Origin of the sequence: Streptomyces sp. NPDC005496 (genome assembly GCF_042872045.1) — a bacterium.
In the GTDB taxonomy this organism is placed as follows: domain Bacteria; phylum Actinomycetota; class Actinomycetes; order Streptomycetales; family Streptomycetaceae; genus Streptomyces.
On the sequence record NZ_JBIAJQ010000003.1, the window covers coordinates 673,759 to 687,719 of the forward strand.

A 13,961-nucleotide genomic window follows, 5' to 3' on the forward strand; every position below is an offset into this window, starting at 1 on the left:
GGCGCGGTGGCTTTGGGTGACCCCCGCACGGCGGAACGACGGGAGCGGGCGGGCACCTGGGTGCCCGCCCGCTCCGTACCGCCTGACCGTGTCCGCCCGTCGGGGCGGCCGGCTACTCGGTCTTGACCTTGATGGTGCCCGCGGTGATGCCTTCCTTGGCCTTCGCCACCGCGTCGGTGAGACCGGCGATCTCCGCCATCTTCGGGTTGCTGTCGGCCAGGCCCACGCCGTCGACCTTGAGGTCGAAGGTCTGCGTGCCGGTCAGCGGCTTGCCGTCGTGGACCGACTTGGCCTGCGCGTAGACCGCGCCGCCGACGTCCTTCAGCGCGGACGTGAGGATGTAGTCCTTGTACGCGGCGAGCGCCTTCTGCTTGTACTGGTCGGAGTCGACGCCGATCGCCCACACCTTGGCCTTCGCGGCGGCTTCGATGACGCCCTGGCCGGACAGGCCGGCGGCGGCGTAGAGGACGTCCGCCTTCTTCTCGATCTGGCCCTCGGCGGCGGCCTTGCCCTTGTCGGGGCTGGAGAAGCCACCCTCCTCCGCGGTCTGAGTGAGGTACTGCGAGAGCACCTTGACCTTGGGGTTGGTGTCCTGGACGCCCTGCTTGTAGCCGGCCTCGAACTTGTGGATCAGCGGGACGTCGACGCCGCCGATGAAGCCGACGGTGTTCGTCTTGGTGGCCTTGGCGGCGGCGACACCGGCGAGGTAGGACGCCTCCTGCTCGGAGAAGACGAGGGACGCCACGTTCTTGCCCTCGACGACGGAGTCGACGATGCCGAAGCTGGTCTTCGGGTACTTGACCGCGACCTTCTCCATCGCGGGGCCGTAGGCGAAGCCGATCCCGATGACCGGGTTGTAGCCCTGCTTGGCCAGCGAGGCCAGGCGCTGCTCCTTGTCCGCGTCGGTCTCACCCTCGTTGGGCTCGATGTCGGCGGTCTTGTAGCCGAACTCCTTCTTCGCCTTCTCCAGGCCCGCGAACGCGGCGTCGTTGAAGGACTGGTCGCCCTTGCCGCCGATGTCGTACGCGATGGCGAGGCCCTTGTCGCCGCTGCTGCTGCTCTCGCCGCCGTCGCCTTCGTCACTGGTACCGCCGCAGGCCGTGGCCGCGAGTGCGAGCGACGCGACCCCCACCGCGACACGGGTCAGGCTGGAAATACGACGCATCCGAAGTTCCCCTTCTCCAAAGCCCCGCAGTGGGTGCTGAGTTCGGCGCACATTAACGCGCGTAGACCGTGGAGGGAACGGGGTTCCCCGGGCCGTTACCCATTCGTGCCGATGGCCGGTTACGTCCTTGTGAACCACGGGCTCGAATGGGGCGCTTCGTGGACACAGCCACCCTCGCGTCCGCCACGCTCCGCTTACGGGGGTGAAGTCAGCGTGACGGCGCGAGTGGCTGTTTCCAACCGCCGCTCACGCTACTGCGCACGATCCCGCCCCGCGACCGGAGTGGGCCGACGGGGCGGGGAGGGCGAGCCGGGGCGCGGGACGGCTATGCGAGGGCGTCGAGCAGGGCCGCGGCCGTGAAGAGCTCCACGCCGACCTTGATCGCCGTCTCGTCGGCGTCGAAGTCGCCCTGGTGCAGGTCGCGGCCGCCGCGCTCACCGGGCGTGCGGACGCCGAGCCTGGCCATGGCGCCGGGCACCTGCTCCAGGTACCAGGAGAAGTCCTCGCCGCCCAGGCTCTGCGTGGTGTCCTCGACGGAGTGCGGTCCGAGCCGGGTGGTCATAGCGTCCCGGAGCAGGTCGGCGACGACCGGGTCGTTCACGACCGGCGGGACACCGCGGACGTAGTTGATCTCGGACTTCGCCCGGTGCAGCGTGGCGATCTCGTCGATCGCGGCGTGCAGCAGGTCGGGCGCCTGGCGCCAGGCGTCGAGGTCCAGGCAGCGCACGGTCCCGGAGAGCTCGGCGTGCTGCGGGATGACGTTGCACGCGTGGCCGGACTCGATCCGTCCCCAGGTCACGGAGAGGCCGCTGCGCGCGTCGATACGGCGGGCGACCACGGCGGGCACGTCCACGGCGACCCGGGCGACGGCCGTGACGAGGTCGGTGGTGAGGTGAGGGCGCGCGGTGTGGCCGCCCGCACCGTCTAGTGAGACTTCGAGCCGGTCGCACGCCGACGTGATCGGACCGTGCCGCAGGCCGATGCGCCCCGCGTCCACCTTCGGGTCGCAGTGCACGGCGATGATCCGGCCGACGCCCTCCAGCGCCCCGGACTCGATGGCGTCGAGCGCGCCGCCGGGCAGGACCTCCTCGGCGGGCTGGAAGATCAGCCGGACGGGCTGGGGCAGCCGCCCCTCGCGGTGCAGCCCGGCGAGGACCAGGCCGGCCCCGAGGACGACGGTCGTGTGGACGTCGTGTCCGCAGGCGTGGGCGCGGTCCGGGACGGTCGACCGGTAGGCGCAGTCGGCCTTGGTGTCCGGGATGGGCAGCGCGTCGATGTCGGCGCGCAGGGCGAGCATGGGACGGCCGTCGGCGGGCGCGCCCCCGTCGAGCCCGATGTCGCACACGAGGCCGGTTCCGGTGTTGAGCACGCGCGGCGCGAGGCCCGCCTGCTCCAGGCGGGCCTTGATCGCCGCGGTGGTACGGAACTCCTGGTTGCCGAGCTCCGGGTGCATGTGCAGGTCGCGGCGGAAGGCCACGAGTTCGGCGCGCAGTGCCTCGGGCAGCGCGCCGGGAAGCACTGCTTCCCCGGGATGATCGGCCTCGGACTCTCGGGACATCAGTTGGTTCACCCTCTGAAGGGTAGGGCGATCGGGCGGCCAGCCGACCCACGATCAACAAAACTTCAGCCCGTTAGGGGAAGAAAATCTGGCCGCCCGGCGCATAGGTATCGGCCGGGGTGGGTAAACTCGCCCGGCTCTCCGGGCGGTTGGATCTTGAACCGGGCGCTCTGATCAGGCCCTTCGGTCTCCGTCGACCTCTCCCGCCGGTCCGGCGGGCGGTTCTCGAACCGCTCCGCGGCGCAGCCCGCGGAGTCCCACACGGGGAACAACGCCCGGGGTGCCCGAGCCCATTCCCTTCCTCCACGGTGCCACAGATACGCACGTTGCCGCCCCGTCCCCCAGCGTGACGCGAGCCTCACCCGAGATCGTCCGCACGGGCCGGGACGGGCCGGTGACCGACCGTCACCGAGGAGCACGTCTCGCGCCGCGTGTTCGGTTCCCGGGTGCCCGCGTCCGCCCGGCCCTATGCCGGGGCGGTGTGCGCGACCGCCGTGAGGCGGTGGACGTCCTTGGCCGTGCCGGTCACCCCGGAGAGGAAGCCCTCGGCGCGCGGGGAGGCGTTCTCGGTGAGCCAGGAGGGGTCGATGTCGCAGACCGCGACGCGGACGTCGGTGCCGGCCAGCGCCAGCGGCAGGGTGTGGACCACGGTCGACGGGAAGCTGAGGATGGTCCGGCCGATGGGGCCGCGGCGGGCGATCAGTTCGAGCGGGAGGTCGGGCCGGACGATCTCCAGTCCCGTCTCGCCGGCCAGCCGGCGGAGCTTCTCGGGGCTCTCGCGGCGGTGGGCGAAGTACCGGGTCGCGCCGTGCGCCGCGGCCAGCGAGCGGACCGCGGCCAGATAGCGCTCCGGGTCGACCACGCCGGTCTCGACCAGGGAGGTGCCCACCAGGTCGGCGCTCCTGGTGATGCGTGGCGGGCCGAAGCGGGCCCGGGTCCAGGCGAAGTCGTTGGGGGTGACGCGGACGCCGTCCGGTGCCGAGTCGATCGGCATGGACGAGAACACCTCGACCGAGCGGTGGCCGGTGGGGGTGAGCCGGCGGCGGGCGGAGGCGGACACCGGCGCGAACAGCACGTCGCGCGCGCCGGGCCGGCCGCCGCGCCGGTGCCACCGCACCAGGCGCTCGCCGCGGCCGAGCTGGGCGACGAACTCCATCGTCGCCGTGCCGTCGTCCACGACCACCAGGTCGCGGGCGCCCGTGATGGTCAGCAGGAGCTGCACGTAGCGGGAGAACGGATCTCCCATCACTATGCGGCGGGCTCTGCGCAGCAGCGGGACGAGGCCGCCGATCGTGTGGAAGGGAGCCGCGGTGCCGCCGCGGGCCTCCTCCCACCGGACGTCGTAGCCCTCGTCGCGGGCCAGCTCCGCCATGCGGCGCAGCTGTCCCCGGGTCATGGGGTCGGTCGGCGACAGGACGACGAGCGTGAGCCCCGCGCCGGGTGCCGGGGCGGTGCCCTCCTCCGTGCGCAGGTTCCGGGTGTGGGCCCACTCCAGCACGTTGAGGAGTTGCACCGGGCTCTCGACGAACGCGAGGGTGTCCGGCTTCTTCGGGCGGTTGCCGGCGGAACCGGCGCGGGGGCTCATCGACGTACGACCGTCGCTTCCGTGAGGGTGGAAGAAGGGAGAGGGATCAGACCGCGACCGGCTCGCCCGCCGCCGCGGCGATCTCCGCCTCCGCGACGACGCCCGAGACGCGGCGCAGCTTCTTCATCGGGCCGAGCTCGGACTCGTACACCTTCTTGACGCCGTCGCCGAGGGAGGCCTCGATGGTGCGGATGTCGCGGACGAGGCGGGTCAGGCCCTGCGGCTCGACGGAGGCGGCCTGGTCGGAGCCCCACATCGCGCGGTCGAGGGTGATGTGGCGCTCGACGAAGGTGGCGCCGAGGGCGACCGCGGCGAGCGTGGTCTGCAGGCCGGTCTCGTGGCCGGAGTAGCCGATCGGCACGTTCGGGTACTCGGCCTGGAGGGTGTTGATGACGCGGAGGTTCAGCTCCTCCGCCTGCGCCGGGTAGGTCGACGTGGCGTGGCACATCAGGATGTTGTCGCTGCCGAGGACCTCGACGGCGTGCCGGATCTGCTTCGGCGTCGACATGCCGGTGGAGAGGATGACCGTGCGGCCGGTGGCGCGCAGGGCGCGCAGCAGCTCGTCGTCGGTCAGCGACGCGGAGGCGACCTTGTGGGCGGGCACGTCGAACTTCTCCAGGAAGGCGACGGCCTCGGTGTCCCACGGGGACGCGAACCAGTCGATGCCGCGCTTCTTGCAGTGCTCGTCGATCTGGCGGTACTCGTCCTCGCCGAACTCCACGCGGTGGCGGTAGTCGATGTAGGTCATGCGACCCCAGGGGGTGTCGCGCTCGATGTCCCACTGGTCGCGCGGGGTGCAGATCTCCGGGGTGCGCTTCTGGAACTTGACCGCGTCGCAGCCGGCCTCGGCGGCCACGTCGATCAGCTTGAACGCGTTGTCCAGGTCACCGTTGTGGTTGATGCCGATCTCGCCGGTGATGTAGACCGGCCGGCCCGGGCCGGCGGTCTTCGAACCGAAGGTGCGGAGGCGGGAGTTGCTGCTCATGGTGAAGACGTTCCTTAGTTGTCGAGGGAGTCGAGAGAAGGGCCGAGGATCCAGCTGGCGATCTCTCGGATCGCGCCGTCGCCACCGGGGACGGTGGTGACCGCGCGTGCGGCGCCGCGCACGACGTCGTGGGCGCTCGCGACCGCCACGGGCCAGCCCACGAGGGCGAAGCACGGGAGGTCGTTGACGTCGTTGCCGACGTAGAGCACGCGCTCAGGCGCGATGCCCTGCTCCTCGCACCACTGCTTCAGTGCGAGGTCTTTCCGGTCGATGCCGTGCAGGACCGGGATCTTGAGCTTCCGGGCCCGGGCGGCGACGACCGGGTTCTGTTCCGTGGACAGGATGAGCATCGACAGTCCGCTGCGGCGCAGGGCTGCGACACCGAGGCCGTCCCCGCGGTGCACGGAGACGAACTCCCGTCCTTCGGAGTCGATCAGCACCCTGTCGTCGGTCTGGGTGCCGTCGAAGTCGAGTACGACCGCGTCGATGTCCTCGGCGGTCGGGAGGGCGCCGGGCCGGCCCGCGTCGAAGAGCGGGGCGAGCGCGCGGGCGCGGGCGAGGTCGTGCGGGTCGTCGATCTCCAGCACTCGGGCCGGGTCGGTGCGCACGAGTTCGGTGCGGCCGAAGAAGCGGTGCCCGGCGGTGCGGAAGCCCGCCGCGTCCATGCCGTAGACGGCGCCGGTCTCCAGGAGGTCCTGGGGGCGGTCCTGGCGGCGCGGGCGGAAGGACTTGTCGTGGTTGATGCCGTAGCCGCCGCTGATGGCGGTGCCGGCGAGAAGGGTGTCCGTGCCGCCGACGGCGGCCGTGCGCGCGGTGCCGGGCGCGGCGGGCGCGGTCGGTTCGTCGTCGCCGTCGCGCCACACGAAGCCGTGGAAGGGGGCCACGGTCAGCGCCGTGTCCGCGCCCTTGTCGACGACCGCGCGGACCACTCCGTCGATGTCCTCGCGGACGATGAACGGGCTGGTGCACTGGACGAGCAGGACCACGTCCACCGCGGCGCCGTGCAGGGTCTCGTGGGCGTCCATGGCGTGCAGGACCGCGGCCTCGGAGGTCGCGGTGTCCCCGGCGATGGCGGCGGGCCGCAGGACGACCTCGGCACCGGCGGCGCGGGCCGCGGCGGCGATCGCCGTGTCGTCGGTGGAGACCACGACGTCGGTGACGAGCCGGGCCGAGCGGCACTCGCGCACGGCGCGGGCCACCAGCGGCACACCCCCGACCGGGGCGAGGTTCTTCGCGGGCACGCCCTTGGAGCCGCCGCGCGCGGGGATCACCGCGAGCACACGGCGTACCGGCGCCGCTTGGCCCGCTTCCGGGTGGGACATCAGGTGTACTCCTTGGGAGGGGATCGGGGCGCTCACAGCTCCCCCATCCGCCGGATGACGGGCGCCACGCGCTGGACGCCGTGGCGGTAGGCGCCGCGGGCCGCGCGCCGCACGATCTGCCGTACGGGGCTGGGCTCCTTGTCGGCGGCGGGTGCGCCGGGCAGCGGGCTGCCGTCGGGGGCGAGGTGGTGGCGGGCGAGGATGCCGGGCAGGTAGCCGGGCGCGGTGGCGGGCGTGTAGTAGGGCGCGAGCCGCGGGAGCCGGGCGGCGCCGAGCAGTTCGGCGATGCGGGCGCGCGCGCTGTCGAAGGCCGTCTCGTAGGAGCCTCCCCCGGACTCCGTCTGGGAGGTGCCCCCAGCGGCGACGCCCTGCCGGGCCACCCACGCCGGATCGGGCGCCGGTTCGTGCCCGGCGTCGAGCTGGTCCCAGGAGGCCAGGCAGCCGGAGCCCACGAAGTGGTGGTTGCCGAGCGCCTCGCGCACCCCGAGGTCGGTCAGGACGACGGTGGGGATGCGGCGGTGCAGGGATTCCAGGGCCGCCGTGGAGCTGACGGTGACCAGCAGGTCGGTGCGGTCCAGGACCTCGCCCATGTGCCCGTACACCAGGCGGAAGTTGGCGGGGGCGTCGGCCTTCTCCGCCAGCTTCTGGTAGGGCAGCTCCTCGATGTGCGTGGTGTGTTCGCCGGGCCTGGAGCGCAGCTTCAGCAGGACCTCGCGGTCCGGGTGCAGCCGTGCGTGCCGGATCAGGCGCTCCAGCAGGTACGTACGGTCCTTGCGGTTCTCCGGTACGGAGGGCTGCGCGGCGAAGACGACCGTGTACGGGTCGTGCTTCTCGTAGCCGGCGCCGCCGAGGAAGGGCAGCGCCACCTCCGTCACGGCCGAGGCGTCGGCGCCCACTCCCTCGTACACGGCCCGGAAGCGATCCGCGTCCTGGCGGGAGTTGGCGAGGACGAGGTCCGCGCCGTGGCGCAGCAGCAGGCCGTCGGCGAGCTTCTCGTAGACGACGCCGACGTAGCCGGTGACGACGATCGGCCGCCTCGTCCGGCCGTCCCAGACCCGCCCGAGCCCGTGCAGCATCGCCTGGACGGCGCCGCCGACGAGGGCGAGCACGACGAGGTCGTACGCCTCCTCGCCCATGGCGCGCAGGAACTCGACGCCGGTGACCTCGCGGAGCGAGTCGGGGCGGACGCCGACTTCCTGGAGCTGGCGGGCGGTTGGCGTGGCACGGCCGCGCAGCAGGAAGCCGTCGAGCCGGATGTCCGATCCGGCGGGGGCGATGCGGCTCGCGGTGAGCGAGCCCCACTTCCACCGGGTGTCGGAATCCGCGAGGACGGCGATCCGCAGGGACTTCCTGGTACTTGCTGGCACGTCCAAGACGCTAGGAAGCGATTCCGATGTGCGGCCCAACCCGAATGCAACAAACGGTTAACAGCACATCGACGAATGGGGAATCGGCCCGTGTTCGGGCCGGAAATCAGCCCGGTTCACGGCTTCGCCACGCGTCGTTCACCTTGCATCTCACCAACGGTCAAGACGAATGCCGGGCCGCCGCCTAACGTCACTCGGGTGGTCAAGCTCTCCGTCATCGTGCCGTTCTACAACGTGCAGCAATACGCGCCCGACACTCTGAAGAGTCTGCGTGCCAACACACGCGACGACTTCGAATTCATCCTCGTCGACGACTGTTCCCGAGACGAGACGCCGGACATTCTCGCGCGCGCGGAGCGCGAGCTCCCGGGCGCGGTGTATGTCAGACACGAGAAGAACGGAGGACTGGCGACCGCGCGCAACACCGGCATCGACGCGGCCCGCGGCGAGTACCTCACGTTCCTCGACGGGGACGACTGGCTCGCCCCCGGCTACTACGAGCAACTCCTCGCCGCCATCGAGGATCTGGGCTGCGACTTCGTCCGTACGGACCATGTCCAGTGCACCGCGCGGGCCCGCACCGTGCACCGGGTGCCGCACGGCCGGCGGGGGGTCGTACTGCGTCCCCGTGACGCGATCCTGCCCGCCGACCGCTCCACCTCCGTCGACTACGCCTACGCCTGGGCGGGGATCTACCACCGCCGGCTGGTCGACCGCGGGCTGCTGCACTTCACCGACGGGCTGCGGACGGCCGAGGACCGGCCGTGGATCTGGAAGCTGCACCGGGAGGCGGAATCCTTCGCCACGGTGGGGCTGCTCGGTGTGTTCTACCGGCGCGGTGTCGCCTCTTCGCTGACGCAGATCGGGGACGTGCGGCAGCTCGATTTCATCCGCGCCTTCGACCAGGTCGTGTCGGAGACCGCGGCGGACCGCGACGCGGACATTCTGCTTCCCAAGGCCGTGCGCACGTATTGCGCGATCATTTCCCATCACCTGGGATCCATCGAAAGGTTCGAGCCTTCCGTGGCACGGAAATTGAAGTCGATGAGCGCCGTCGCACTGCGGCGCATGCCGCAGGACGTGCTCGACGAGGCACTCGACTCGATGGACGTCCAGCGCGCGACGCGGCTGCGCCGGCTGCGGCGCCGTCCGGCTCCGGCCGCGGGGGTGGCCGCGTGACCACGCAGATCTTCATGGCGTCCACGCTCTACGGCACGGCGACGCTCGCCGCGGCGCTGGACACGGACTCCTTCGCGCCCGCCGACCGGCGCATCCTGCTCGTGTCGAACAACGCGGCGACCCCGGAGACGACTCCCGCCGTGGACGAGATGCCGGGCTTCGAGCGGTTGCGCGGCCGGTTCGACGAGGTCATCTCGTGGAACGAGACCATCTCGCCGTTCCACCCAGGGGGTTGGGCACCGCGCCCCGACGACGTGCCGCTGTGGGAACGCCATCTGCGGCTGGCCTGGCGGCTCGGGGACGACGACGTCGAACTGGCCGTCGAGTCGATCCAGGTGAACCCGGCCCTCGCCGTGGCGCAGATCTTCATGGGCGCGCCCGTCACCGTGTACGCGGACGGGCTGATGAGTTACGGGCCCACCCGCAACAAGATCGACCCGCTGGTCGGCACGCGCGTGACCCGGCTGCTCCACCTGGACCTGGTGCCGGGCCTCACGCCCCTGCTGCTCACGGAGTTCGGTGTCCCGCCCGAGGTCGTGCCGACGGACGCCTTCTCGAAAGTCCTCGCCGAACTCGGCGACACGGGAGACGCGTTGCCGGTGGTGGAGGAACCGGCGCTGCTGCTCGGGCAGTACCTCTCGGCGCTCGGCATCCTCACCGCCGAGGAGGAGGAGGACCTCCACGTACGGATGCTGCGCGGCGCCGTCGAACTCGGCCACCGCGCGGTGGTGTTCAAGCCGCACCCCACGGCGCCGGTCCGCTGGTCGCGCCTGCTGGAGAAGGAGGCCGAGAAGCTGGGCGCCGACCTGACCGTGGTCGACGTCCCGGTCCTCGCCGAGGTGCTCTACCAGCGGATGCGGCCCGCCCTGGTCGTCGGCTGCTTCTCCACCGCGCTGCTCACGGCGTCCGCGCTGTACGGCCTGCCGGTCGCGCGGATCGGCACGGAGACGCTGCTGGACCGCCTGACCCCGTACGAGAACAGCAACCGCGTCCCGGTCACCGTGGTGGACGCGTTGCTGCCCGAGCTGACGGACCGTTCGGCGGTCGCCGCGCAGCGCCCGGGACTCGGCATGGAGGACCTGACCGCTCTCGTGCGGGCCGTCGGGTTCGCCATGCAGCCCAAGATCTACCCGGCGCTGCGCCCGGACGCCGAGCGGTATCTGACACGGCATCTGGACCAGCACACCTGGCGCTACTTCAAGCGCCGACGGCTGACGTCGCTGGCGCTGCCGGGCGCGGTCCCGGCCCAGCTCGCCTTTCTGCCGCGCAACGCGACCGTCCGCCGTGTGGCGCGGCGGGCGCGCTCCCTCAAGCGGGCGACGCTCGGATGACCGCGGCGACGAAGGCACCGGCTCCGGTCCCGCCCGCCGCGGAGGCCGCCGACGTCCCTCCCCGGATAGGTCCCCGGGTGCACGCACCGCGGCTGCGTGCGCTCGACGGGCTGCGGCTGGTGGCCGCGCTGATGGTCGCCGGGTACCACTACGGCGGCCGGGACGGCGAGATCGCCCGGGCGTGGGGCACCTCGCCGAAGTACCAGTTCCCCTCGCTGCACGAGTGGTTCGCGTACGGCTGTCTCGGCGTGCAGGTGTTCTTCGTGATCAGCGGGTTCGTGATCTGCATGAGCGGCTGGGGCCGCACCCTGCGGGCGTTCTTCGCCTCCCGCGCCTCGCGTCTGCTGCCCTCGTACTGGGCCGCGGTGATCCTCGTGACGGCGGTCTTCGCGCTGCCGGTCGTGGCCTACCGGGCGGTGTCGCCGAGCGACGCGCTGGTGAACCTGACGATGCTCCAGCAGCCGCTGGGCGTGGACCGGGTGCTCGGGGTGTGCTGGACGCTGTGGGCGGAGGTGCGCTTCTACGCGCTGTTCGCGCTGTGCATCGTGCTGCCGGGCGCGAACCGGCGGCGCGTGATCCTCTTCTGCGCCGGCTGGACGCTGGCCGCGGCGATCGCGCAGACCGCGCACCAGCCGCTGCTGGACGTCGTCCTGATGCCGGAGTACGCGCCGTTCTTCGTCGGCGGGGTCGGTCTCTACCTCGTGCACCGCGACCGGCGGGACGCGTACGCCTGGGGCATCGTCGGCGTGAGCTGGCTGCTGGGCCAGCACTACGCGGTGATGCGTCTGTGGCACGCCCCGAACCCGGACTTCTTCTCGTACCGCACGTCGTACGGCATCATCCTGGTCGTCACGCTCGGGTTCCTCGCGGTGGCCGCGATCGCCCTGGGCTGGCTGGGCTGGGCGAACTGGCGCTGGCTCACCGTGGCGGGCGCGCTGACGTACCCCTTCTACCTGGTCCACGAACACCTGGGCTGGGTCGCCGTCGAGGGCTACCACCGGACCCTGCACATCCCGTCGTACGCGACCCTGCCGCTCACGGTGGTCACGATGCTGGTCCTGGCCTGGCTACTGAACCACTTCGTCGAGGATCGGCTGGCGCCCCGGTTGCGCGCCCTGCTCACCACCGCCCGCTGACCGGGCCCGCCGCGAACGTCCGCGCCGGGCTCAGACGGCCCCGCCCGGATGTCCGGGCCCGGCTCAGGCGATCCCGGCCCGGATGCCCGGCCCCGGCTCAGGCGATCCCGGCCCGGATGCCCGGCCCCGGCTCAGGCGATCCCGGCCCGGATGCCCGGCCCCGGCTCAGGCGATCCCGTAGCGGGCCTCGATGCCCGCGATCAGCAGGCGCAGTCCCTCCTCGAAGCCCTGCTCGTAGTCCTGGAAGATCACGGGGCCCGCGGCGGCGGCGAGCGGGTAGTCGGCCAGGCGCGCGGCGCGTTCCGCCAGGTCGAAGCCCTCGCCGGACTGACCGGGCGGCGGCTGCATGCCCTGTTCCTCGATGACGAAGCCGATGGTGAACAGGTACGTCGTCGACGTGGCGCGGGCCGCCTGGGCGAGCGTGAAGCCCGCGCCGGTGAAGACGCGGAGCTGCTCCTCCATCCGCGCCGCGTGGTCGATGCCGGTGAAGCGGGAGCCGCTGAAGACCTTGGCGCCGTCGCGGTAGCCGAGCAGCGCCGCGCGCAGGCCCCGGTTGGCGCCCAGGAGCCGCTCCTGCCAGGTGGCGTCGGCGGGCACGTCCGCGTCCGCCACCATGCGGCGGTACATCTCCGTCGCCATCTCGTCGAGCAGCGCCTGCTTGTTCTTGAAGTGCCAGTACAGGGCGGGTGCCTGGACGTCCAGCTCCTTGGCGATGGCGCGCAGCGTGAGCCCGTCGAGGCCCACGTCGTCGAGCAGCCGCAGGGCGGTGCCGGCGACCAGCCGCTTGTCCAGCTTGGGGGCCTTCTTCGAAGTCACGGTTGACAGTTTAACGCTGTTAAGTGCATGCTGCGGCACATGGAACTTAACAGCGTTAAGGACATGTCCGCGGACGTCGTGGAGACGGACGTGCTGATCGTCGGCGCCGGTCCCACCGGCCTCGCCCTGGGCGTCGACCTGGCCAGGCGCGGAGTGCGCGCCCTGCTCGTGGAACGCGCCGACGCGCTCTTCCCCGGGTCGCGTGGCAAGGGTCTCCAGCCGCGCACCCTGGAGGTCATGGACGACCTCGGGGTCCTGGACGAGATCCTTGCGGCGGGCGGCCACTACCCGGTGGGCATGATCTGGCGGGACGGCGTGCGCCAGGGCGAGCACCGGATGTTCGACGAGCCCACGCCGACGGAGGCGGAGCCGTACCTGTGGGCCTGGATGCTGCCCCAGTGGCGGACCCAGCAGATCCTGCACACCCGGCTGCGGAAGCTGGGCGGGGACGTGGCCTTCGGCAGCGAACTCACCGCTCTCGTGCAGGACGCCCAGGGCGTCACCGCCTCGTTCACCGCCGGACCCGCGGTCCGCGCCCGCTACGCCGTCGCCGCCGACGGCGGCCGGTCCGCCGTACGGCGCTCGCTCGGCATCGGCATGCGGGGCGAGACCGTGGACCCGCAGCCGACCCTGGTCGCCGACGTCCGCATCACCGGCCTGGACCGCGACAACTGGCACATGTTCCCGCCCGCGGACGGCGGAGGCTTCCTGGCGCTCTGCCCGCTGGCCGGCACGGAGGACTTCCAGGTCACCGCCCAGTTCCCGCCGGGCGTGACGCCCGACCTGTCGCTGGAGGGCCTGCGCGAGGTCGTCGCCGAACGCTCCCATCTGTCGCCCGACGCCGTGACCGAGGTGCGCTGGGCCTCGGCCTTCCAGCCCCGGACCGCGCTGGCGGAACGCTTCCGCGAGGGGCGCGTCTTCCTGGCGGGCGACGCCGCCCACCTCCACTCCCCGGCCGGCGGGCAGGGCCTCAACACCAGCGTCCAGGACGCCTACAACCTGGGCTGGAAGCTCGCCGCGGTGCTCACCGGCGGAGCGGGCGACGCGCTCCTCGACTCCTACGAGGACGAGCGCAGGCCTGTCGCCGCGAGCGTGCTCGGGCTGTCCACCCAGGTCCACCGCGGAGAGGTCAGGCGCGGCGCCGCGACCATGCAACTGGGCCTGGGCTACCGGGACTCGGCGCTCACCGAGGAGACCAGGACCGCTCTCGCCGAGGACGCCCTGCACGCCGGGGACCGCGCCCCGGACGGACGGCGCGGCGGCGTGCGGCTCTTCGACGAGTTCCGCGGCCCGCACTGGACCCTGCTGGCGGTGGGCACGGACGCCGGCCTGCCGTCGTTCGACGGGGTCGCGCCGCGCACGGTCCGCATCCCCGCCTACGAGGCGTACGGCACGGGCGTGTTCCTGGTCCGCCCGGACGGCTACGTGGGCTGGGCCGGCGACTCGGCACAGGGCGCGGCCGGTTACCTCGCCCGGGTCACGGGGAGCGCCGGACGCCACTGAGCACGCGCCCGGCG

General features: G+C 72.2%; 11 protein-coding genes. 4 read left to right on the forward strand and 7 right to left on the reverse strand.

Annotation, left to right across the window (positions count from 1 at the left end; genetic code table 11):
- Nucleotides 1-112: 112 nt before the first annotated feature.
- From ACFYQQ_RS11700 to ACFYQQ_RS11725, 6 genes are all read right to left on the reverse strand, one after another.
- The gene (locus ACFYQQ_RS11700) at nt 113-1,165 is read right to left on the reverse strand and encodes a BMP family ABC transporter substrate-binding protein (protein WP_356172102.1); all 1,053 of its coding nucleotides are present in this window, start codon (nt 1,163-1,165) and stop codon (nt 113-115) included.
- Nucleotides 1,166-1,490: 325 nt separating this feature from the next.
- On the reverse strand, nt 1,491-2,723 hold the full coding sequence (locus tag ACFYQQ_RS11705) for an amidohydrolase (RefSeq protein WP_355782395.1): 1,233 nt from the start codon (nt 2,721-2,723) through the stop codon (nt 1,491-1,493).
- Nucleotides 2,724-3,189: 466 nt separating this feature from the next.
- The gene (locus ACFYQQ_RS11710; RefSeq protein ID WP_355782375.1) at nt 3,190-4,308 is read right to left on the reverse strand and encodes a hypothetical protein; all 1,119 of its coding nucleotides are present in this window, start codon (nt 4,306-4,308) and stop codon (nt 3,190-3,192) included.
- 46 nt (nt 4,309-4,354) lie between these two features.
- Nucleotides 4,355-5,293, reverse strand: a complete 939-nt coding sequence (locus tag ACFYQQ_RS11715) for an N-acetylneuraminate synthase family protein (protein ID WP_355782378.1) — start codon at nt 5,291-5,293, stop codon at nt 4,355-4,357.
- 14 nt (nt 5,294-5,307) lie between these two features.
- Nucleotides 5,308-6,615 carry an N-acylneuraminate cytidylyltransferase gene (locus ACFYQQ_RS11720; RefSeq protein ID WP_355782381.1) on the reverse strand — a complete coding sequence of 436 codons (1,308 nt, stop codon included), beginning with the start codon at nt 6,613-6,615 and terminating at the stop codon, nt 5,308-5,310.
- A gap of 32 nt (nt 6,616-6,647) precedes the next feature.
- Complete coding sequence (locus ACFYQQ_RS11725; RefSeq protein ID WP_355782384.1) at nt 6,648-7,982, reverse strand: DUF6716 putative glycosyltransferase; 1,335 nt, start codon at nt 7,980-7,982, stop codon at nt 6,648-6,650.
- A gap of 198 nt (nt 7,983-8,180) precedes the next feature.
- Between ACFYQQ_RS11725 and ACFYQQ_RS11730 the strand changes: the two genes are divergently transcribed.
- From ACFYQQ_RS11730 to ACFYQQ_RS11740, 3 genes are read left to right on the forward strand one after another with little or no spacing between them, the layout of a single operon-like run.
- The gene (locus tag ACFYQQ_RS11730; protein ID WP_355782387.1) at nt 8,181-9,161 is read left to right on the forward strand and encodes a glycosyltransferase family 2 protein; all 981 of its coding nucleotides are present in this window, start codon (nt 8,181-8,183) and stop codon (nt 9,159-9,161) included.
- Entirely contained in the window at nt 9,158-10,492 is a 1,335-nt protein-coding gene (locus ACFYQQ_RS11735) for an alpha-2,8-polysialyltransferase family protein (RefSeq protein WP_355782390.1), read from the forward strand. Before ACFYQQ_RS11730 ends, ACFYQQ_RS11735 begins: the two co-directional genes overlap by 4 nt.
- Nucleotides 10,489-11,628 carry an acyltransferase gene (locus ACFYQQ_RS11740; protein ID WP_355782392.1) on the forward strand — a complete coding sequence of 380 codons (1,140 nt, stop codon included), beginning with the start codon at nt 10,489-10,491 and terminating at the stop codon, nt 11,626-11,628. The genes ACFYQQ_RS11735 and ACFYQQ_RS11740 overlap by 4 nt, the downstream gene beginning before the upstream one ends.
- 165 nt (nt 11,629-11,793) lie before the next feature.
- Here ACFYQQ_RS11740 and ACFYQQ_RS11745 read toward each other — a convergent pair whose 3' ends face one another.
- The gene (locus ACFYQQ_RS11745; RefSeq protein ID WP_355795627.1) at nt 11,794-12,444 is read right to left on the reverse strand and encodes a TetR/AcrR family transcriptional regulator; all 651 of its coding nucleotides are present in this window, start codon (nt 12,442-12,444) and stop codon (nt 11,794-11,796) included.
- Nucleotides 12,445-12,483: 39 nt separating this feature from the next.
- Here ACFYQQ_RS11745 and ACFYQQ_RS11750 point away from each other — a divergent pair, with 39 nt between their 5' ends.
- A complete protein-coding gene (locus tag ACFYQQ_RS11750) occupies nt 12,484-13,947 on the forward strand; it encodes an FAD-dependent monooxygenase (RefSeq protein WP_388904305.1) in 1,464 nt (487 codons plus the stop codon).
- Nucleotides 13,948-13,961: the final 14 nt, after the last annotated feature.